We start from the raw sequence: 20,901 nt of genomic DNA, 5'->3' as shown, positions 1-20,901 counted from the left end.
GACGGTGAAGCGTTCATCAGGGCTTTCACAAGATTCACTGCATGAACTGCTCGTTGCCGATCAGCCCGATCTTCGTCGCCCCTTCGCGCTGGGCCGAGGCCAGCACTTCGGCCACCGCCCGGTAAGGTGCCGCCTTGTCCGGGCGCAACCGGATCTCGTCCTGGTCGGACTCGGCCGCCACCTCGCGAAACTTCGCGTCCAGAGCCGCCCCTCCGCGCACGGCCGCACCGTTCCAGTTGACCGAGCCGTCCGCGCCGATGTCGATCTGCACGACCTGAGGCGGATGCGGCGGGACAGGCGGATTCCCCACCGGCAGGTTCATCTTCACCGAATGCATCTGGATCGGGATGGTGATGATCAACATGATCAGCAGCACCAGCATGACGTCGATCAGCGGCGTGGTGTTGATGTCCACCATCACGTCCGGCTCGTCCCTGCTTGCACCGGAACCTACGTTCATACCCATCGTTCGAACTCCCTAGCTGCCCCGTGCGGGCGGCTCCGTAATGAAAGCAACCTTGCCGATCCCTGCCCGCTCGCACGCCGTCACGACCTTGCCGATGTACTGGTACGGCGTGGCCTGGTCGCCGCGCACATGCACGTCCGGCTGCGGCGCCTGCCCGGAAACGTCTTTTAGCCGCGCCACGAGCGTCTGCAGGTCCACATGCTCGGTGCCCCAGAAGATGTCGCCCTGCCGGTTCACCGCGAGCTCGATGCTTTTCGGCTGCGTCTGCAGCGGCTGTATCCGCTCATTCGGCAACTTCACCTGGATCGTATGGGTCACCACCGGGATCGTGATCAGGAAGATGATCAGCAACACCAGCATCACGTCCACGAGCGGTGTCGTGTTGATCGCCGAGATGACCTCGTCGTTGTCGTCACTGCCGACACTGATCGCCATGACAGCCCCCGCTCATGACTGAACCGCCAGCGCCTGCGGCGACTGTGCCGCAGGCGTCGCGATGCTGCCGGCCGCCCGCCGACCGCCCGCGAGCAATACCGTATGCAGCTGTGCGCCGAAGTCGCGCACGCGCTCCATCACGGACTTGTTCCGGCGCACGAGGAAGTTGTAGCCGAGGACGGCCGGCACGGCCACCGCAAGGCCGATCGCGGTCATGATCAGCGCCTCGCCCACCGGGCCGGCGACCTTGTCGATCGATGCCTGGCCCGCGATGCCGATGGCCGTCAGCGCGTGATAAATACCCCACACGGTGCCGAACAAGCCGACGAACGGCGCCGTGGACCCCACCGTGCCCAGAAACGCCAGGCCGTCCTGCAGCCGGTTCGACACGTTGGTGATCGAACGCTCGATGTTCAGGTCGATCCAGGTATTGCGGTCGACCGAATCGAGCAGCGCCGTGTCGTGATGCTCCCCGGCCTCGATCGCGTTCTCGGCGATGAAACGGAATGGCGACGCATCATCGAGCTGGGCCGCGCCCTCGGCCAGCGTCGGCGCATTCCAGACCTGCTCGTCGGCCGATTTCGCGCGGCTGTTTGCCCGCACCTGCTCGAGGAATTTGGTGATCATGATGTACCAGCTGCCGAGCGACATGACCACGAGCAGCCCAAGGACGAAGCGGGCCACGAAGTCACCGTTTGCCCACAGGGCACCGAGGCCGTATGGGTTCTCGATGGTTGCCGACGTCGCGGGCGCGGGCGGCGGCACCGCTTGATCGGCCGCACTTGCGGCAGCCGGTGCCGGCGCGGTCAGTGCCGCGCCGGATGCCGCCTGGCCCGGCGCCGATGCCGCTCCTTCCTGTGCGAGCACGGCTTGCGGTGCGACCAGCGTGCCGCCGATGCCGGCGGTGATCATCAAACTTGCCGCGAGTGCGGCGCGAAAGCGCTTTTTCATAGGGACTCCATCTGTATACGTCGTGTGTCGATTCGTGAAACTGGCCAAGTCGAACGACCTGCCGTGGCCTGCGTCAATTCAAATTGAAGGAAAACGGCACCCGCACCCGCACGGGCTGCCCCTGCGCGATGCAGCGAAAGCGCTTGACCGCATTGAGCGCCGCACGATTGAGCACCGGGTCCGCCGGCTGCGCGAGTCGCAGGTTCGAGACGCGGCCGTCCGGGTCCACCGTAAATTCGACCGTCACATCGCCCGTGATGTTGTTGTCCTGCGCCTCCGGCGGATACACGATCGACGAGCGGACCTCGTCCGAATTCGGGCAGACGACACCGATCTCCTGGTTCACCGGCCTGGCGACCGGCGCCGGCACAGGCGCGGGGGGCGCCTCGTGCACGGGTGCGCTCGGTGCCGGCGCGGCCTGGTGCGTAATGGTCGGTTGCGGCGGAGCCTGCACGTGCACCTCCGGGGGCGGCACGAACGGCGGGGGCGGGGGCGCAACCCGCGGCTTCGACACAACCTTCTCGACCGGCTTCGGCGGCGGGGGCGGTGGCGGCGGTTTCACCGGGACGATGATGCGGGTCTCGATCGGTTGCTGAACGATCTGAACGACCCGGGTCGCCAGGCCGTTCACCAGCGCCCATATCAGGACGAGATGCAGGCCAATGGCAATCGCGATGCCGCCGAAGCGACGGACCGGGTGAGTCCGTTTTTTGCCGAACTGGCGCGGACGGCCGATTGCCGCGTGTCGGGTTTGAGTGGCGCTAGTCATGTTCAATCCAAAGGCAATAAGGTCGGGTGTCCGGCGCCGCCTTTGCATCGGCGGGCCCGCGCACAAACGACAGCGCAAGCGATTCGTCGGCGCTTGACCGTCCACGCATGCGTCGGCAAGACGGTCCCGGTCCGATGGGCCACATCCGGCCCGTCGCCAATATCAGTCGTGAACGCCGCCCGACGCATGTCGTATCGATCCCGTCAGGCCGCGACCGGTTCTCGCCGGTCGGCCGGACGCCAGCCGAGTGCCGGAGCGATATGCGCAACGAAATCCTCGAGGATCTGCCGGTAATTCTCGAACGGCAGGTCGTAAGGCAATTCGAGGCGCAGTTCCCGCACTTGTCCCACTACAGGGTCGGCAAGCAACCGCTCCACGATCTCGTCCGAAGTGCCGACGAGATCCGGTGCGAAGAGCGTGCGCCGTTCGCCCTGCGGCGCCAGCGTGCGGGCATGGCGCGCGTCGGCAAACGCCTGATAGCGTTCGCGGTCCCGCGCATTCGCACTGTCGGTCGGCACGATCACACGCCCCAGCGCGATACGCGGCGCGGTGGTGGCGCTCCAGTGACGGCGGTACAGCTCGAGTTGCCGAAGCTGGGCGTCGACATAACTGTCGGTCCCCTCGCCCGTGGTCAGATTGCCGATCAGCAAGTTGAAGCCGTTTCTGGCAGTCCACTCGATCGAGCGCCTGGAACCCCCGCCATACCAGAGCCGATCCGTCAAACCTGGCGCATGCGGGCTCACCCGCGGCCGCACCCGGCCGGCGGCGGATTCCACGAACGTGTCGTCGTCACCCAGCCAGTCGCCTGCGAGATTGCGACGCAGGCGAGCCACACGCGCATGCGAGAAGTCGACCAGGTCGGGATCGGTATCGAACAGACGCTCGCCCAGCAGCGCGCCGTGATTCGGTGCGCCCGCGCTGAGTCCGACATTGAGCCGCCCGTTCGACAGCACGTCCACGGTCGCCAGATCCTCGGCCAGCCGGAACGGATTCTCATAGCCCATCTGGATCACCGCCGCACCGAGTCCGATCCGGGTCGTCCGCTGGCTCGCCGCGGCGAGGAACGTGGCGGCCGAGGACACGGCGCGCTCGAGATGACGCTGCCGTACCCAAGCACTGTCGTAGCCGAGCGTCTCGCCCACGCGGAACAGTTCGAGCGTGCGCTCGAATCCGGAGGCTGCGTCCTCGTCGGGATAATTCCCCGGCGTGAGAAATGCAATGTGATCAATTCGTCCGTTGCTCACCTTTTCCATCCTTCGTCATTTGCCACGGTGCCCATGCGATGTCGTGCCCGCCGCGAGCGGGGGGAACGACACATGGCTACGACAGCACCTTGGACAGGAATTCGCGCGTACGCGGATGCGAAGGTGCCGCCAGCACCGCCGACGGCGGCCCAGACTCCACGACGCGCCCGCCATCCATGAAAACGATCGTGTCGGCCACTTCTCGCGCAAAGCCGATCTCGTGCGTTACGATGATCAGCGTGGTTCCGGAGCGGGCGAGCTGACGAATCACGTCGAGAACCTCGTTGACGAGTTCCGGGTCGAGCGCGGAAGTCGGCTCGTCGAACAGCAACACCTTGGGCTTGAGCGCGAGTGCGCGTGCGATCGCCACGCGTTGCTGCTGCCCGCCGGACAGCTGACGCGGCCATGCATCGGCCTTGCCGGCCAGACCTACGCGGGCGAGCAGCGTACGTGCTTCCGCTTCCGCACGGGCGCGCGGCAGCCCTGCCGCAACCGGTGCCTCGATAATGTTGTCGAGCACGGTCAAATGCGGGAACAGGTTGAAGCTCTGAAACACCATGCCGACCTCGGCACGGCGACGCAGGATGTCCTTTTCCTTGAGTTCGTGGAGCGTGCGCCCGTCACGGCGATAACCGACCAGTTCGCCGTCAATGTCGATGAAGCCCTCGTCCACACGCTCGAGGTGATTGATGGTGCGCAACAGCGTCGACTTGCCGGAGCCCGACTGCCCCAGAATGACCGTCACGCTCCCGGACGGGATCGTCAGCGAAACGTCGTCGAGTACTTTCTGCGGCCCAAAGCGCTTCGATATGCGATGAATGCCGACGGCCGCCCCGACGCGCTGCTTCGCCCAACCGGTCGTCTCGGCGCCCGCCGCCGCGGCGTTGTCTGGCTGCTTTCCCGCCACCACGCCCCTGGAAAACAGCGTCTCGACCGCATGAAAGCCTTTGCGCAGAAGCACGGAGATGGGCGATACGGCCACCTGGTCGCGTGTCGCACCGCGCGCATAGTGACGCTCGATATGCACCTGGATCGCCGACAAGGCGGTCAGGATGACCAGATACCAGACGGTCGCGACCATCAGCATCGGAATCACTTCCAGATTGCGGTGGTAGATGATCTGGACCGTGTAGAAGAGATCCGGCATCGCGAGGATATAGACGACGGCCGTCCCCTTCGCCAGGCCGATCACATCGTTGAACGCGGCAGGCAGGATCGCGCGCATCGCCTGAGGCAGCACGATGCGCCAGGTCTGCCGCGCGCGCGGCAAACCGAGCGCCGCCGCGGCCTCGCGTTGCCCCTGGTCGACCGACAGGATGCCGCCGCGGATCGCTTCCGCCGCGAACGCGGCCTGGGTCAGCGTCAGCCCCAGGATCGCCGCCATGAACGGCGTAATCAGGTCCGTGGTCGGGCCGTGCAGGAACACGATATTCGTGAACGGGATCCCGAGCCTGACCGTGTCGTACAGATAGCCGAGATTGTTCAGCAACAGCAGCAGGACGATGGTCGGAATCGAACGAAACAGCCAGGTATATGCCCACGCGCACGAGGACAACAGCGGCGAACGCGAAAGTCGCGCCAGCGCGAGCGGAATGGCCAGCGCGAAGCCGAGCACCGCACCGAGCGCCGTCAACAGCAGCGTCTGCCCGAGCCCCGCGAGCACGGCCGCGGAGAAAAACCACTGCGCAAAGACGTGCCAGCCCCAATGCGGGTTGTCGAGCACCGAATAGAAAACGGTAGCGATCAGCACGATCGCCGCGACGGTCCCGATCGCCCTTGCGGGATGGCGTGCGGGAACGACACGGTATTGCGTGTAGTCGGGTGCCGCCGATGACGCGCCTTCGGCCACGAAGGGCGCATGCCCGGCGATCCTGGAAATATCGTTCATCACGCTGCCTTTGCGCATGTCAAGTCGACCGATCACGCAGTCTCTGCGGTTGCGTAGCGGCTCGCGCGGCGCGGCAAGCCGAGATGGTCCCGCAGCGTGGCACCCGGTAACGCACGGTGGTAGCGGCCCCGCGCCTCGAGCGCGGGAATCACGTAGCGGACGAAATCCTCGAGTCCTTCCGTCTGCACCTGGAAGCCGAGGATGAAGCCGTCGGCCGCACCCGCGTCGAACCAGCGGATCAGTTCCTCCGCAACCTGCTCCCCGGTGCCGATGAACCCGGGCTTCGGCGTCGCCACGTCGAGCGCCACTTCCCTGAGCGTCGAACCGTTTCGCCTGGCCTCGTCCTTGATGCGATCGGTGGTGGAACGGAAACTGTTCCTGCCGAGCTCGCCCAGCTCCGGAAACGGCGCGTCGAGCGGATACTGCGAAAAATCGTGATGCTCGAAGAAGCGGCCGAGATAGGCCAGCGCCTCGTCGATCGTGAGCAGGTCGCGAATCGCGCGGTACTTCTCCTCGGCTTCCTCGCGCGTCGCACCGACGATCGGTCCGATACCGGGGAAAATCTTCACGTCGGTGCGCGCGCGGCCGTGTGCCACCGCGCTATCGCGCACACGTTCGGCAAATTCACGTGTCTCGTCCAGCGACGGCGCATGGGTGAACACGGCATCGGCATACTTGCCTGCCAGCCCGATGCCGGCATCCGACGATCCCGCCTGGAAGATCACCGGCTGCCCCTGTGGCGAACGCTGGATGTTCAGCGGCCCGGCCACCTCGAAGAAGCGCCCCTTGTGGTTCAGCGTGTGGAGCTTGTCGCGTTCGAAGAAGCGGCCGCTCGTGCGATCGCGCACGAAGGCGTCGTCGTCCCAGCTGTCCCACAGGCCCTGCACCGCCTCCAGATATTCATCGGCGATCTCATAACGCAGCGCATGATCCGGATGTTCGCCGCCGTAGTTCTTCGCGGAGCCTTCGAGCGGCGAAGTCACGACGTTCCACCCGGCCCGACCGCCGCTGATCAGGTCCAGCGACGCGAACTGGCGGGCCACCGTGAACGGATGGCTGTACGACGTGGACAACGTGCCCGCCAGTCCGATGTTCGATGTGGCCGTCGCAAGCGCGGAAAGAATCGAGATCGGCTCGAAGCGGTTCAGGAAATGCGGGATCGACTTCTCGTTGATGTAAAGGCCATCCGCGACGAACACGAATGCCACGCCGTTGGCTTCGGCCTTCTGCGCGATCCCGGTTACGAAATCGATGTTGACGCTCGCATCGGCGGGACCGGCGGGATGCTTCCAGGAATTCATGTGGCCGCCTGCGCCATGCAGTATCAGGCCGAAAGTGAGGTTGCGTTGGGTCATGTTCGAATCCGCGTGCTGAAGAATGAAAAGAACCAGGCGCCATCAAGCGCCGACCGGCTGATCGACACCTGCCAGCGCCTCGAGCGATGCGAGGCGCCTGGCGTAGTCCGCCACCGGGTTGTCGATGACGAACTCCTCGATTCCGAAGCGCTCGTGCAGCGCATCGAGTTCCCGACGCACCTCTTCCGGCGTGCCCGCCAAGACCTGCGGATGCAACTCGTCGATCCGATAGTCGGTGACACCGATCTGGTGCGCAAAATCGGCCGCCGCCTCCGGACTCTGCAGATTGACGCTCTGCCCGCTCCCGAATCGCAGCTTGAAGATTCTCAGCACGCCCACCTGACGTTTCGCGTCCTCCGACGATTGCGCGGCGACCGCGAACAGTGCGAGCAGCGGCACGCGGCCCGTCGCGCTGCGATAGACGTCGATCGATCTTTCGATATTGCCGATGTCGCCGTTGAAGTGGCCCGCATAGCAGAACTGCCAGTCGTGCCGGGCAGCCAGTTCGGCACTTTCCGGACTACCGCCCAGCAAGATGCGCTGCGGCGATTCCGGCGGCGTGGGCAAGGCCACCGCACCAGCCAGCGGGTGATCCGGGGCGACGCCGTCGCCGAGAAACGCATCGAGTTCGGCGAGTTGCCCGGCGAAGTCAGGCTTCTTCGCCTTGTCGTGAAACCATTGCAATGCCCGTGTCGTGAGCGGCAGCCCGCCGGGCGCCTTGCCGATGCCCAGGTCGACGCGTCCCGGTGCGAGCGAAGCCAGCGTCCGGAACGATTCGGCGACTTTGTAAGGTCTGTAATGCTGAAGCATCACCCCGCCCGAGCCGACGCGAATCCGCGACGTATGCGCAAGCAAATGCGACACGATGATCTCCGGTGCCGAGCTCGCAAGGCCTGGCGCGCCATGGTGTTCCGCAATCCAGTAGCGCTTGTAGCCGAGCGTTTCGGCACGCTTCGCCAACGCGATCGTGAAGTTCAACGCGTCATGCGCGGTCGCCCCTTCTGCAATCGGGCTTTTGTCGAGAATCGAAAGGGAATAAGACATGATGCTCAACCTTGTAGGGCGATCGACCCGCTCAAATAGAACGGTCGTCGGCGGGTGCCGATACAGCGAATAACGTCGGGAAGATCATTCATTATGGATAACGGATCATCTGCCCGTTGCGGTCAATTCTGCTATGAATATGGCCGATCGATCAGAACAGATAGCGCGCGCGCAGATAATAGAAACCACCATTGACGCCGATCGTGCTGCCACCGCTGTACTGGATGCCCTCCAGTTGGGCCTCGTACGGCAACTTGCTCGGGCGGACGTCGAACAGGTTCTGTGCACCGGCCGCGATCTGGAACTTCTTGGTCACGTCATAGCGCACCTCGACGTCGGTGACATACCGTGCGGCCTCCTCGTAGTGAACGAACTGCGAGGTCGAGAATGCGTTCGGGCCGACGATGTAGGTCGCTTCCCCGGATGTCTTCCCGTAACGTGTCTCGTGGAGCGTCACTGCCCACTTGTCGAGACGCCAGGTACCGCCGACGATGATCTTGTTCTTCGGCGTCGTGGTGGACAGCGACGCGATCTGTTGCCCGTTCAGCGACGGCTTGCCGTTCGATCCGTTTGCCACGTGCGTGAACGAGGTCGTATTGAGGTTCACCCCGAAGTCCCAGTCCACCTGGCCGTACCGGCCGAAACCGGTGTGGTAGGTACCCGCAAGATCGATCCCTCGCGTGCGCGTATTGGCGCCGTTGGTGAAATAACTCGCGCTGACCGCCGACGCGGGCACCGATCCCGGGACCGTCAGCCCCGCGCCCTCGAGCGCAGCGATGGCCGCCGTGCCCGACGCGGTTCCGCCGAGAACGATCCGGTTGCGGATATTGATCTGGTACGCATCGATCGTCAGCTGCAGGTTTCGAACGGGATTGAGCACGAGCCCGAAGTTGTAGCTGGTCGACTCTTCAGGTTTCAGCGCCTGTGCGCCGATCAGGCGCGCCCCGGGTGATGTCGTCGCCAGGATGCCCCCCACCGAAGCCGGCGACGTGGTCACGCTGGTATAGGACTCCTGGGCCAGCGACGGCGCACGAAAGCCGGAGCTGACGCTGCCGCGAACCGCAATGGCCGGCGAAAACTGGTAGCGGGTGGCAATCTTGCCATTGGTGGTGTCGCCGACGTCGTTGTAGTGCTCGTAGCGACCCGCCAGATTCACCTGCCATTTCGGCGTCAGATAGGTCGACAGATCGATGTACGTGCCGATCACGTTGCGCGAGATGTCGCTCGCGCTGACGGGCGCCAGACCCGGCAACGCGGCCGAGCCGCCGTAGATCCACGATGCCTGCTCGCCACTGCGGATCGTATAGGTTTCGCGGCGCTGCTCGACGCCCACTGCGACGTTCAGCGGCGCGGGCAGCAGCGGGACATTGAACGCCCGCGACAGGTCGAGGTTGTTCGTCAGCTGGGTATTGCTGACGGTCGACAGATGGAAGGTGGACGGCGTATAGCCCGATGCCGCATACAAACCCAAGTTGGCGGAATTGCGCATCCCGAACACGCCGTAGTCCCCGCCATAGGTCGTGCTCAGGTCCCACGCCCAGCCGAACAGGTTCTTTCCCTTGATCCCGGCCGTCACCGAGTAATCGTTCTCGTTGATCGTTTCAACCGGCACGAACCCGTTCGGGTAGACCTGCGGCAACACGAAAGGCGGACGATAGTTCTGGTACGCATCGCCGTTCCGGTGGGCGTAGGTGCCGAACCCGTAGAGTTCGACATCGTCGCCCAGGTAGTAACCGGCATTGAAGCCGACCGTTTCGCGCGAACTGGCCGGATCGCCCAGGATCGGGTTGTAGTAGCCCTGTCCCTGCGGAAAGCGCCCGAAATAATCGTCCGGTCCGGTGCGGATCGTATGGTTCTGCCGATCGAACCCGGCGCTCAGGTCGAGGAAGCCCTTGTCGGCGAGATTCAGGCCGATCGTGGCCGACTCGCTCGTCTTGAAGCCGTCGCCGGAGTATGTCTGCCCATTGGTCGTGGCGAGCTCACCGCCGCGCGCATTGCGCTTCAGGATGATGTTGATCACGCCCGCGATCGCATCCGAACCGTACTGCGCGGACGCACCGTCGCGCAGGACTTCGATATGGTCGATCAGGCCGACCGGAATGGTATCGATGTCCACGCCGGTCGAGCCCTGGTTCAGGCCCGGGTCGAGCGTGATGTTGGCCGTGGTATGGCGGCGCTTGCCATTCACCAGCACGAGCACGTGGTCGGGCGTGAGGCCGTGAAGCGACAGCGTATCGGTCAACACGCCCGTGTCGCCGGAGTACGAAGTCCTTGTGATCGACGGCGAAAGTTTCACCAAGGCGTCGCGCAGGTTGGTTTGCCCCGTCGCACGCAATTGATCGCCGCCGATCACGTCGATCGGCGTCAGGCTCTTGCTCGCACGCGTCTCCGTACGCGAACCCGTGATCACGACCCGGTCCTGAATCTGTACCTTGCCGTCCGGCGCGGCCGAAGCCGCTCCGTCCCCCGCTCCCGCTTCCTGTGCCCAGGCCGCGCCATGAAAAACGCCTGCCGCGACCGCCACCGACATCACCGTTCTGCGCGTCTTCAGCGAAACCCCTTCGCCCCGTATGTGCCGCATGATTTCTCCGCTCTTTGCCGATTGAAGGCGCGCTGCACGCTGCCTTTTAGTAGTACAGATGATTGTTCAAATAAGTTTCCGCATGGCGGCTGTTCCTCATCAGCTCAAACCCGATCAGAGATCGGGAAGTCCAGGAGGATTCGTCGAGGCCTTCGTGATCGCCTCGCTGTCGAGATTCCAGCGGCCCAGCACCTCGTGGTACTTGCCGTTCCGGATCAGATCGTTGATCGCATAGGTGATGGGTGCGGCGAGCCCGCCGCCCTTGCGGGTGGTGACGGCAACTTCGGCAGTACGAGGCCACCCACCGCTGACCGTGCCGACCTGCCTGATCTTCACACCCTGACTCACCTGATAAACCAGGGCGGCATTGACGCTGAAAATCGCGTCGGCGCGCCCCGATACAAGCGCCAGCGTCCGCACCGACGGGTCCTCGTAATACAGCACGTGAATCGGCTTCAGCCCATGCGCGACATTTTCCTTGTCCCAGGCCAGCAGTATCTTTTCCTGGTTGGTTCCGGAGTCGCCGATGACGCGCAGCCCGGCGATATCCCTGGGCTCACGAATCTGCTTGATGGCGCTGTTCTGCTCGACGTAGAAGCCGAGCACGTCGCGGCGATAGGTCGAGAAATCGAATTTCTGCTTGCGCGCCTCGGTCACCGTCACGTTCGACAGCACCGCGTCCACCTTGCCGGACGCCACCGCGAGCGGCCAGTCCACCCATGCGAGCGGCACCAGCTTGAGCTTCAGGCCGAGTTCGTCCGCAACCAGTTGTGCGAGATCCGGATCGGCACCGACGATCGCTTTCGCATCCGTCGCATACGCACTGATCGGCGGAAATGCCACTGCAATCCCGACGGTCAACACGCCTTTTTCGGCGAAGCGGAAATTCTCCGGGATCAACTTGATCGCCTCCGCATCCGGCGTGACACGCGGGCGATCATGCTGATCGGGACTCAGGTTGAACGACGTCGCCGACTGCGCGAGCCCGACAACTCCCATTACCACAACGGCAAACGCACCGGACAATGCCAGGCCGATTCCGCGACGACGATTCATTTTTCGGTATCCCGTGGAAGTGTTCATTCGTCATGCGCCGAACGGCCGGCCCAGCGGCCTGTCCGGTTTCAAGTCCTGCAAATGATCGGTACGACCGGGCGCGAGCAGATCCTTGGCAAAAGGCAGTCGCCAATGCACTTCCAGTGCGATCGCCGGATCGTATAGCGGTTCGTAGCCGGTGCCGAGATAGAGCGCCGACGCCTCCGGTTGACGAAATCCAGTCGTGAGATAAACCCGCCGGTATCCCTGCTTCAGCGCACGGGATTCGAGCTCGGCTACCACGCGGCGTGCGACGCCTTGGCGACGAGCGCCGGAATGCGCCCAGATGCGCTTGAGTTTGGCCGTCGTTTCGTCGTAGCACTGAAATGCACCGCCGCCCACGACTTCGTCACCTCGTCGAATCAGGACGAAAGCGCCGTCCGGTGGCGCAAACAGCGCCGCCGGATACGTGAGGAGTTCGTCACGCACGACTTCCGCGGGCACCGAGCGGAAGTCCTGGTAGCGCGTGGAATATTCGACCGACAACTCGTTGAACATGGGTAGCGCGAGCGGGTCGAGCGGGGATGTGTCGATTACTTCGTCAGTCACTGATACGCCAGATGCTTCGAGTCATCTGCCTCTGATTTGCCAGGATCGGTTGATTCGTTCGACACGTTTATTGCTGTGTATCGCGTCGTGCAATAGTGCGCGTTAACCCTTCACGCGCAAACCAAGCATTTTCGAAATCGTTATGCACACAGATACACATAATCAGGATTACATATCGTAAAAATCAGACTGCATGCCAAATGTGACCCACCATGCAAGTCACGCCATCGGACGCCGATAATGCTTGCTCATCCAGTCGGCACATGCCGCCGCGAATGCGCCGCCCACCAGCAGCAAAATCGGCATCAACACTTCGACGAATGCATCCCGGTATGCCGTCAAGCCGGCCGAAGACGATGCCTGCACCAGGAATACGCCGGTTCCCCACGACAAGCCGATCGAGCAAGCGAGCCGCTGCGACAACTGCAGAAATCCTGCAGCCAGCCCACGCCCTTCATCCTGGCCGAGCTCCGCGAGTGTCATGGCCTGGTTCGGCGCATGGATCAGGCCGCTGGCGAACCCCTGCAGCAGGACGATCACGGGATACGCGAACACGATCCAGCGAACCTCGAAGTATTCGGTCGCCAGCCCTTGCGCGGCGACCGCGAGCGCATAACACGCTATTGCGCACACCGTCCCAGCACGGCCGAAGCGCCCGACGAATCGCCAGCTCCACATGGTCGATGCGATCGAGGCCAGCGCGGCAGGAATCGACAGCGCGGCAAAAAGCAGCGGATCGAGATGCAGGCCGTCGAGAAAGAACAATGCACTGACCATCCCAAAAGTCACGCCCGCCGCGAACTGGCACATTGCCACGAGCGTGCCGAAGACATACCCGCTCGACCCGACAAGACCGCGGGACAGAATCGGCGTGCCGCCGCGACGCTGATATGCCGTCTCCCACGCAAGAAACAGCGGCAATCCGGCAATCGCCACCGCGAGACAGACACGTCGCGGCGGGATCCCGGCGCCGCCGACCAGGGTGGCGAGCATGAGCGCGAGCGTGATCGCGGAGAGCAGAATCAGGCCGACGATATCGATCGAAAACCGGGCATCCGACAACCGGTGGCGCGGCAGATGCCGAAGCGCCAGATAGAACACGACCATTCCGAACGGAGCATTGACGAGGAACAGCAGCCGCCAGCCGATATCCGGCGGAACCGATGCAAGAATCAGCCCGCCGAGAATCGGTCCGACGAGGCCCGACAAACCGCCTGCCGACGCGTATCGCCCGAGCGCCCGGGCTTGCGCCGTGCCTTTGAACAGATCCTGGATCAAGCCGAATATCTGCGTATTGACTATCCCCGCGCCGAGCCCTTGCAGCACGCGCGCGACGATCACCGTCCGCGCATCATCCGCCAATCCGCCCAGCACGCTGAAACCTGAAAACATCGCGAGCCCGACCAGAAACAACAAGCGGCGCCCGATCACGTCGCCAAGCCGGCCTGCCGGGACGAGCGCAATGCCGAACGCAATGGAATAGACCGACGTGATCAGCTGTATTTCGGCTGTCGACGCATGCAGTTCGCTCCTGAGCGTAGGTACCGCCAGCGTGAAAATCGCCTGATCGAGGAGCGTGGTAAAGCCCATCGCGACGCAGATGCCCAGCACGATGGGCGCACTGGCACTCGCGCCATTCGAACCGCCGCGGGCATCACGCTGGCGCACCCACCACCCGTTCAGGCGCGAAGGCCGGCCGGGGACGACAGGTTGCGCAAGGTCTTCGTGCACGGGCGCGGGCGGCTCGTCTCGAATCATCGATTCAATCCGCGCTGCCCGCGTGCCGAACCGGCAACAGATATTTCTCGAACAGGACGCCGGGAGGCGCGTCCTCGCCGAAATCGTGCGACGACAGCAGCGTATAGCCCGACGACCGGTACAGGCCCACCGCTTCGGGTTGCCGCGGACCGGTTCCCAGATGGACGCGCGTGTAGCCTTGCCGGGCAGCCTGCGCCTCGAGCTCGGCCAGCACGCGCCGCGCGAGCCCCTGACGGCGATGTGAGCGGCTGACCCAGATACGCTTGAACTCCGCCGTGGCAGGAGTGTGATGGCGCATGAAGGCGCCGCCGGCGATGGCCCGCCCTTCTCTCAGCAGCAGCAGGAACGCGCCCTGGGGCGGCGCAAACGCTTCGACCGGATAGCGCACCAGTTCCCTGCCGAGTTCCTCTTCGGGAATATAAGCCGCGTAGCGGCTGCTGTACTCGTGCGCCAGCTCGTCGAAGAGCGGCCGGGTGAGCAGGTCCGTCGCAGACACATAGACAAAATGATCGTGCCGATCCGGCAAAGATACGACTTCAGACATCGACTGCCTCCTCACGAACCGTTACCCGGATTCCGGGCCGGCTGTTTCATGGTGCTTCGGTGGGCGCTCATCGCACGGCCGCCGCACGAACGGTGCGCTCGAGCAGGGCACGCAATGCGGCGCTGACCGCATCCGGCCGCTCGAGCATCAGTTGATGACCGCAGGCGGGCAGCACGTCGAACGACGCATTCGGCAACGCATCGGCCAGCGCACGTCCGCCGGCGGGCGCCGTCAGGCCGTCGGTGTCGCCGGCCAGCACGGCGACCGGCAAGTCGAGCGCCGACAGACGAGTCAAATCGGGCCAGGGTGCATCGCGCACCACGGCCTGAAACGTCGTCATCCGGTTGTGGCGTGCGATGCGCGATTCGTACGCGACGAGTGCCGGATCGGCCTGCGGATGCCACGCGAGCCGCCGGAAGCGCCGTGCGAATACGGGTTTGATCCATTCGAGCAGCCAGCCCGGCAGCGCCGGCGGCCGCGCCACCGGGCGCACGAGTTGCGTGCCGAGCAGCAGTGCGCCGCTCGCTTCGTGCAACCGCCCGAGGGCTGCCAGCCGCGTGAGCAATGCAAGCGTGCTGCCCGTGCCGAGCGAATGGGCGACAAGCACATTGTGCGTGCCCTTGAAGCGGTCGAACAGCGCGAGATAATCGCGAAGCGTTTCGTCGCCGTGGTAAGCGCCGCTCCCCGCAGATGGCCGCGGGCTGTCGCCGTGGCCCAGAAAATCCCATGCCACGAGCCCATAGCCCGCGTCGGCGAACGTTCGCCACTGATCTCTCCACTGGTTCTTGTTTCCGCCGCCACCATGCGCGAAGAACAGCACGGTGGCGGCATGCGGCGAACCCGGCGGCGCCGCGCGATGCGCGACGCTCAGCGTGCGCCCCGCGCGCACCTCGACCGGCACGCCGGCCACGACGGCCGAAGCGGCGGCCGCGACGTTCGAAACGGACGTCATGATTGTTCCTCGTTGATTCGATGAGCGCGCAGTGCGGTATCCATCGTGCCGGTCGCGGCCATGCGCTCCGGCAACACCGGTATCGCATCAAGCAACGCGCGCGTGTACGGATGACGCGCAGCGCCGAAAACCTGCGCGGTATCGCCCAGCTCGACGACGCGTCCCGCCCGCATCACTGCGATCCGGTCACAAATCTGCGCGGCCACGCGCAGGTCGTGCGTGATGAATACGATCGCCATCGCGCGTTTCCGCTGCACCGACGCGAGCAGTTCGAGCACTTGTGCCTGCACCGACACGTCGAGCCCCGAGACCATTTCGTCGGCCACGAGAATCGACGGATCGAGCGCGAGCGCACGTGCCAGGCTGATGCGTTGCCGCTGCCCGCCGGAGAATGCGTGCGGATACCGGTCGAGCGCATCCGTCGGCAAGCCGACCTGCGCGAGCAGGTCGGCCGCGCGCCGATACGCGGCAGCCCGGCCGACGCCCTGCGCGATCGGACCGGTCGCGACGATCTGCGCGATCGTCTGACGTGCGTTCAATGATGCATACGGATCCTGGAACACCATCTGGATGTCGCGGCGCAGCGGCCGCAACGCCCGTTCGGGCAGGCGCGCGAGATCGTGCTCGCCGCGCAGCACGATGCGCCCCGCATCCACCCGTGCGAGCCGCACCAGTGCGCGCGCGAGTGTCGACTTCCCCGAACCCGATTCGCCGACGATGCCGAGCGTCTCGCCGGCATGCAGCGTGAAGCCGACGTCGATCAGCGCATCGACGCCACGCCGGCCGCGCGCCGGCAGGAACGGCCATGCGCGGCGCGGCGCATGGCGCTTGTACAGACCCTGCGCCTCCAGCAGCGGCACGCCGCTGCGGATGACCACACGCGGCTCGACGCGACCGTGCGGCACGGCATCGAGCAGCGCGCGGGTATAGGGATGACGCGGCGCGCGCAGCACGTCGGCCGCGCGGCCGCTCTCGACCTGTTCGCCATCGCGCAGCACCACGACGCGATCGGCCACGCGCGCGACCACGCCGAAGTCGTGCGTGATCAGCAGCACGCCGGACCGCTTCGTACGGGCCGCCTGCTCGATCAGCGCCAGGATGCGCGCCTGCGTGGTCACATCGAGCGCGGTGGTCGGTTCGTCCGCGATCAGCAATGCCGGCTCGAGCGCGAGCGCCATCGCGATCAGCACACGCTGGCGCTGGCCGCCCGACAGCGCGTCGGGATACGCATGGCGCAGCCGATCGGGCTCCGGCAGGCCGACGTCGCGCAACAGCCCCGTCACGCGCGCGGCGCGCGCCGCTCCCTCGCGATGCCCGCTCGACACGCGATGGACACGCAGCACCTCGTCGACCTGCGCGCCGATCGTCATCAGCGGATTCAGCGCGGCGAGCGGCTCCTGAAAGATCATCGACACGTCGCGCCCGCGAACCGCACGCCACTCGGCGTCGGTGCAATGCGCGAGATCCCGGTCACGCAACACGATGCGCCCGCCTGTGTGCCGGACGCCGCGCGGCAGCAGTCCGGCGATCGCGGACGCAAGCAGCGACTTGCCCGACCCGGACGCGCCGACCACGCACAGCACCTCGCCGGGCGCGATCGTCAGCGACACGTCGCGCACCGCATCGAGACGCTCGGCGCCGGCCGGCAATCCGAGCGTGAGCCCCTCGATCGACAGCAGCGGCACGCCGCTCATCGCACACGCTCCGCAATCGCCGACGCGTGGCGCAACCCTTCGCCCACGCGATTGATCGCGAGCGCGGTGGCAACGATCGCAAGCCCCGGCCAGATGCTCAGCCACCACGCGTCGCGCATCACGTTGCGCGACGCGCCGATCATGAAACCCCAGCTCATCTGGGACGGATCACCGAGCCCGAGAAACGACAGCGCCGACTCGGTGAGGATCGCGGTTGCGACCATCAACGCGGCCAGCACCGCGAGCGGCGGCCACACGTGCGGCAGGATCTGGCGCCATACGAGCGCGGCTGGCGACTCGCCGGCGAGCCGCGCCGCCAACACGAACTCCCGGCGCGCCAGCCCGATGAACTCTCCCCGCACGAGCCGCGCGATCGCCGGCCACGACACGGCGGCGATCGCGACGATCGTCGATTCGAGCGACGCGCCGAGCACCGCCGCGATCGTGACGGCGACCGCAAATTGCGGCACGGTCTGGAACAGCGTCGTGATCGCCATCAGCGCCCTGTCGATCCCGCCGCCGCACCAACCCGCGAGCGCGCCGACCGACACGCCGAGTGCGAAGGTCACGCCGGTCGCCGCGAGCCCGACGAATAGCGACACGCGCGCGCTCCACAGCAGCCCCACCAGCACGTCGCGCCCGAGCATGTCGGTGCCGAGCGGGTAGCCGGCGTGCTGCAGCGGCCGCAGCAATGGCTCGGCCGCCATGCGCCACGGCGACGGCAGCCATAGCGGCGCGGTCAGCGCGACGAGCGCGACGGCCACGAGAAAAAGGGAACCGGCCGCGGCACCGGGCGTGCGCGCGAAGCCCCGCAGGAAGCGCCCCGTCATCGTGCCTCCCGCGTATCGATGCGCGGATCGACGATGCCGTACAGCAGATCGGTCAACGCATTGAACATCACCACGAGCGCCGCGACCACGGCCAGCAGCCCGAGCAGCACCGGATAGTCGCGTTGCAGCAGCGCGTCGTACATCAGGCCGCCGAGCCCCGGCCACGCAAACACGATCTCGGTGACGAGCGCGCCGCCCGCGAGCTGCCCGAGCTGCAGCCCGCCGAGCGTGACGACCGGCAACAGCGCATTGCGCAGCACGTGACGGATCATGATGCGCGGCTCGGACGCGCCTTTCGCCCGTGCGGTTCGCACGAATTCGCGTTCGATCACCTCGAGCATCGAGGCGCGCGTGAGCTGCACGTAGATCGCGCCGTACACGAGCCCGAGCGTCGTGGCGGGCAGCACCAGATGCGCGGCCACGTCGAGCACGTGGCGCCATCCCGTATAGCCGGCGCCGACGCTCTCCATCCCGAAGGACGGCAGCCAGCCGAGCACCACCGAGAACGCGATCACGCTCATCAACGACAGCCAGAACAGCGGCGTCGCATAGACGATCACCGCCAGCGCGCCGATCGCACGTGCCGCACGACGCGCCCATGGACCGCCGCGCGCCTCGCCATACGCGGCCACCGCACCTACCGTCACGCCGGCGACGACGGACACCGCGAACGCGGCCGCCATCAGCAGCAACGTCGCGGGCAGTCGCTCGGCGACGAGCTGCAGCACCGGCAACTGGTTGCGGTACGAGAAGCCGAAATCGATGCGGGCGAAATCGCGAAGATACAACCCGAACTGTTCGACGAGCGGCCGGCTCAGGCCGAGCTGCGTGCGCAACCGCTCGACGTACGCGGCGTCCCCCGAGCCCGCATCGCCGGCGAGCATGAGTGCGGGATCTCCCGGCGCGAGCCGGACCAGGAAGAAGTTGACGACCAGCACACCGAGCACGACCGCAAGACCCCGCAGCACCGTCGATGTCACACGAAGCGCCGTATTCATCGCGTCATCCGATCCACGTGTCCTCGAGGCTGTCGTTCACGCTGGTGGCCGTGCGCAGCAGGTTGTGGACATTGCGCCGGTACACCGTCGGGTTGACCATCTCGAAGATGTTCGCGATTGCCGCGTCGTTGGCCAGCGTGGTCTGGAGCTGTGCATAGCGCGCGCGACGCGCGGCCGGATCGGTGTCCAGCGCAGCCGCATCCCACAGTGCGTCGGCCGTCGGGTTGCGGTAGCCCTCGACATTGCCGAACGGTGAACCCTTCGAGATGCCGTCGATCCGGTACAGCGGCGCGACGCCGAAATCCGGATCCGCGTTCTGGAACAGGAAGTTGTAGCTCAGGTCGAAATCCCAGTTCGCGACGCGCGCATACCAGCCGGCCGCATCGGTCGTCTGCACGCGCAGCCGGAAGCCTGCCTGGCCGAGCGCCTGTTGCGTGTATTCGGCGACGCGTTCCCACGCACCGCCCTTCTCGCCGTTGATCAGCACCAGCGGAAACTTGCCGACGTCGACGCCCGACTGCCGGATCAGCGCGCGCGCCCGCTCCGGGTCGTACGCGAAGCGCGGCACGTTCGGGTCGTAGAACGGCGACGACGACACGAACGGCCCGTTCGCGACCTTGCCGTAACCGAAGAAGATCCGGTCGACGATGAACTGGCGATCGAGTGCGTGCAGCACCGCCTGCCGCACGAGCACGTTGTCGAACGGCGGCTTGCGCTGGTTCAGTTCGAGAAAGGCCATCCCCGTGAACAGCTCCCAGCCCTGCGTCGTGATGGCGACGCCCGGCAGTTTCGCGAGCCTCGCGATGTCCGAGTAGTCGACGTCGCCGGCGCGCAGTGCGTGGATCTGCCCACGCTCGAACGCGATCGAGCGCGCGGCTGCGTCGGGCACGACGTTGAATACGATCCCGTCGAGATACGGCAACCCCTTTTTCCAGTAATCCGGATTGCGCGCGAGGCGGACATAGGCGCCGCGTTTCCATTCGCGGAAGACGAACGGCCCGGTGCCGACCGGACGCTGGTTCGCCGGATTGCTCCGCGGATCCTTGCCCTGGTACAGGTGCGCCGGCAGGATCGGCAGCAACCCGCTGCCGAGCAGGTTGATCAACCCGGCGTAAGGCTTCCTGAGGCGGATCGTCACCCGAAGCGGGCCGCTCGCTTCGATCGACGCGACGTACTTGTCGAACGTCACCTTCGTGCGCGGCAGCGCCTGCGGCGCGATTTCGTTCAGCGTGACGACCACGTCGTGCGCGCCGAACGGCTGCCCGTCGTGCCAGCGCACACCCGGCTGCAGCTCGAACGTGTAGTTCAGCCCGTCGGCCGACGCATGCCAACTGCGCGCGAGCACCGGCACCGCACGCAGCTGCGGGTCGAAGCCGAGCAACCCCTGGAAGATCTTGCCGCCGACGTACTGCGACGCAACGTGCGGCGTCAGCGCGTTGACCAGCGACGGCGGCTCCGGCGCGGGGCCGCCCTGCGCGCGGATTTCGTTCACCGTGACGCCCAGGTCGTGCGCGCCGAACGGCTGCCCGGCGTGCCAGCGCACACCCGGCTGCAGCTCGACCGTGTAGTTCAGCCCGTCGGCCGACGCATGCCAACTGCGCGCGGGCACCGGAACCGCACGCAGCTGCGGGTCGAAGCCGAGCAACCCCTGGAAGATCTTGCCGCCGACGTACTGCGACGCAACGTGCGGCGGCAGCGCGTTGACCAGCGACGGCGGCTCCGGCTGCGCGAACAGCGACAACGTGCCG

At 65.6% G+C, this 20,901-nt stretch carries 18 protein-coding genes; all 18 read right to left on the bottom strand.

What is annotated here, in order from left to right; all coding sequences use genetic code 11:
• Window positions 1-34 precede the first annotated feature (34 nt).
• Window positions 35-466, bottom strand: a complete 432-nt coding sequence (locus G3O06_RS14225; RefSeq protein WP_205816441.1) for a biopolymer transporter ExbD — start codon at window positions 464-466, stop codon at window positions 35-37.
• 12 nt (window positions 467-478) lie between these two features.
• Entirely contained in the window at window positions 479-901 is a 423-nt protein-coding gene (locus tag G3O06_RS14220) for a biopolymer transporter ExbD (protein WP_205816440.1), read from the bottom strand.
• A 12-nt stretch (window positions 902-913) separates the two neighbouring features.
• Window positions 914-1,852: a MotA/TolQ/ExbB proton channel family protein gene (locus G3O06_RS14215; RefSeq protein WP_205816439.1), complete on the bottom strand. Its 939-nt coding sequence runs from the start codon at window positions 1,850-1,852 to the stop codon at window positions 914-916.
• Between the two features lie 73 nt (window positions 1,853-1,925).
• Window positions 1,926-2,621, bottom strand: a complete 696-nt coding sequence (locus tag G3O06_RS14210; protein ID WP_205816438.1) for an energy transducer TonB — start codon at window positions 2,619-2,621, stop codon at window positions 1,926-1,928.
• Window positions 2,622-2,824: 203 nt separating this feature from the next.
• Window positions 2,825-3,874 (bottom strand): LLM class flavin-dependent oxidoreductase, encoded by a 1,050-nt coding sequence (locus G3O06_RS14205; protein ID WP_241019941.1) that lies wholly within the window; start codon window positions 3,872-3,874, stop codon window positions 2,825-2,827.
• 67 nt (window positions 3,875-3,941) lie between these two features.
• A complete protein-coding gene (locus G3O06_RS14200; RefSeq protein ID WP_205816437.1) occupies window positions 3,942-5,753 on the bottom strand; it encodes an amino acid ABC transporter permease/ATP-binding protein in 1,812 nt (603 codons plus the stop codon).
• A gap of 32 nt (window positions 5,754-5,785) precedes the next feature.
• Complete coding sequence (locus tag G3O06_RS14195; protein WP_205816436.1) at window positions 5,786-7,108, bottom strand: LLM class flavin-dependent oxidoreductase; 1,323 nt, start codon at window positions 7,106-7,108, stop codon at window positions 5,786-5,788.
• A gap of 42 nt (window positions 7,109-7,150) precedes the next feature.
• Window positions 7,151-8,152: an LLM class flavin-dependent oxidoreductase gene (locus G3O06_RS14190; protein WP_205816435.1), complete on the bottom strand. Its 1,002-nt coding sequence runs from the start codon at window positions 8,150-8,152 to the stop codon at window positions 7,151-7,153.
• A 151-nt stretch (window positions 8,153-8,303) separates the two neighbouring features.
• Window positions 8,304-10,733, bottom strand: a complete 2,430-nt coding sequence (locus G3O06_RS14185; RefSeq protein WP_205816434.1) for a TonB-dependent receptor — start codon at window positions 10,731-10,733, stop codon at window positions 8,304-8,306.
• 114 nt (window positions 10,734-10,847) lie between these two features.
• Window positions 10,848-11,732 carry an ABC transporter substrate-binding protein gene (locus tag G3O06_RS14180; protein ID WP_241019956.1) on the bottom strand — a complete coding sequence of 295 codons (885 nt, stop codon included), beginning with the start codon at window positions 11,730-11,732 and terminating at the stop codon, window positions 10,848-10,850.
• A gap of 87 nt (window positions 11,733-11,819) precedes the next feature.
• A complete protein-coding gene (locus tag G3O06_RS14175; protein ID WP_205816433.1) occupies window positions 11,820-12,377 on the bottom strand; it encodes a GNAT family N-acetyltransferase in 558 nt (185 codons plus the stop codon).
• Between the two features lie 219 nt (window positions 12,378-12,596).
• Window positions 12,597-14,045, bottom strand: coding sequence for an MFS transporter (locus G3O06_RS14170; protein WP_346779523.1), 1,449 nt, complete (start codon window positions 14,043-14,045; stop codon window positions 12,597-12,599).
• Window positions 14,046-14,139: 94 nt separating this feature from the next.
• Entirely contained in the window at window positions 14,140-14,679 is a 540-nt protein-coding gene (locus tag G3O06_RS14165) for a GNAT family N-acetyltransferase (protein ID WP_205816431.1), read from the bottom strand.
• Window positions 14,680-14,746: 67 nt separating this feature from the next.
• Window positions 14,747-15,631 carry an alpha/beta hydrolase gene (locus tag G3O06_RS14160; protein ID WP_205816430.1) on the bottom strand — a complete coding sequence of 295 codons (885 nt, stop codon included), beginning with the start codon at window positions 15,629-15,631 and terminating at the stop codon, window positions 14,747-14,749.
• A complete protein-coding gene (locus G3O06_RS14155) occupies window positions 15,628-17,325 on the bottom strand; it encodes an ABC transporter ATP-binding protein (RefSeq protein WP_205816429.1) in 1,698 nt (565 codons plus the stop codon). The genes G3O06_RS14160 and G3O06_RS14155 overlap by 4 nt, the downstream gene beginning before the upstream one ends.
• Window positions 17,322-18,155, bottom strand: coding sequence for an ABC transporter permease (locus G3O06_RS14150; protein WP_205816428.1), 834 nt, complete (start codon window positions 18,153-18,155; stop codon window positions 17,322-17,324). Before G3O06_RS14150 ends, G3O06_RS14155 begins: the two co-directional genes overlap by 4 nt.
• Complete coding sequence (locus tag G3O06_RS14145; protein ID WP_205816427.1) at window positions 18,152-19,153, bottom strand: ABC transporter permease; 1,002 nt, start codon at window positions 19,151-19,153, stop codon at window positions 18,152-18,154. Before G3O06_RS14145 ends, G3O06_RS14150 begins: the two co-directional genes overlap by 4 nt.
• A gap of 4 nt (window positions 19,154-19,157) precedes the next feature.
• The coding region (locus G3O06_RS14140; protein ID WP_346779522.1) for an ABC transporter substrate-binding protein at window positions 19,158-20,901 on the bottom strand (1,744 nt) is incomplete at its 5' end.

The organism is Burkholderia sp. Ac-20345 (genome assembly GCF_017104825.1).
Classification (GTDB): domain Bacteria; phylum Pseudomonadota; class Gammaproteobacteria; order Burkholderiales; family Burkholderiaceae; genus Burkholderia; species Burkholderia lata_B.
Note: the sequence above shows the minus strand (reverse complement) of the source record. Positions and strands in the feature narration are given on the sequence as shown.

Coding starts and splice junctions, on each gene's coding strand:
- G3O06_RS14225 (WP_205816441.1), bottom strand. CDS start 466: ATGGGTATGAACGTAGGTTCCGGTGCAAGCAGGGACGAGCCGGACGTG.
- G3O06_RS14220 (WP_205816440.1), bottom strand. CDS start 901: ATGGCGATCAGTGTCGGCAGTGACGACAACGACGAGGTCATCTCGGCG.
- G3O06_RS14215 (WP_205816439.1), bottom strand. CDS start 1,852: ATGAAAAAGCGCTTTCGCGCCGCACTCGCGGCAAGTTTGATGATCACC.
- G3O06_RS14210 (WP_205816438.1), bottom strand. CDS start 2,621: ATGACTAGCGCCACTCAAACCCGACACGCGGCAATCGGCCGTCCGCGC.
- G3O06_RS14205 (WP_241019941.1), bottom strand. CDS start 3,874: ATGGAAAAGGTGAGCAACGGACGAATTGATCACATTGCATTTCTCACG.
- G3O06_RS14200 (WP_205816437.1), bottom strand. CDS start 5,753: ATGAACGATATTTCCAGGATCGCCGGGCATGCGCCCTTCGTGGCCGAA.
- G3O06_RS14195 (WP_205816436.1), bottom strand. CDS start 7,108: ATGACCCAACGCAACCTCACTTTCGGCCTGATACTGCATGGCGCAGGC.
- G3O06_RS14190 (WP_205816435.1), bottom strand. CDS start 8,152: ATGTCTTATTCCCTTTCGATTCTCGACAAAAGCCCGATTGCAGAAGGG.
- G3O06_RS14185 (WP_205816434.1), bottom strand. CDS start 10,733: ATGCGGCACATACGGGGCGAAGGGGTTTCGCTGAAGACGCGCAGAACG.
- G3O06_RS14180 (WP_241019956.1), bottom strand. CDS start 11,732: ATGGGAGTTGTCGGGCTCGCGCAGTCGGCGACGTCGTTCAACCTGAGT.
- G3O06_RS14165 (WP_205816431.1), bottom strand. CDS start 14,679: ATGTCTGAAGTCGTATCTTTGCCGGATCGGCACGATCATTTTGTCTAT.
- G3O06_RS14160 (WP_205816430.1), bottom strand. CDS start 15,631: ATGACGTCCGTTTCGAACGTCGCGGCCGCCGCTTCGGCCGTCGTGGCC.
- G3O06_RS14155 (WP_205816429.1), bottom strand. CDS start 17,325: ATGAGCGGCGTGCCGCTGCTGTCGATCGAGGGGCTCACGCTCGGATTG.
- G3O06_RS14150 (WP_205816428.1), bottom strand. CDS start 18,155: ATGACGGGGCGCTTCCTGCGGGGCTTCGCGCGCACGCCCGGTGCCGCG.
- G3O06_RS14145 (WP_205816427.1), bottom strand. CDS start 19,153: ATGAATACGGCGCTTCGTGTGACATCGACGGTGCTGCGGGGTCTTGCG.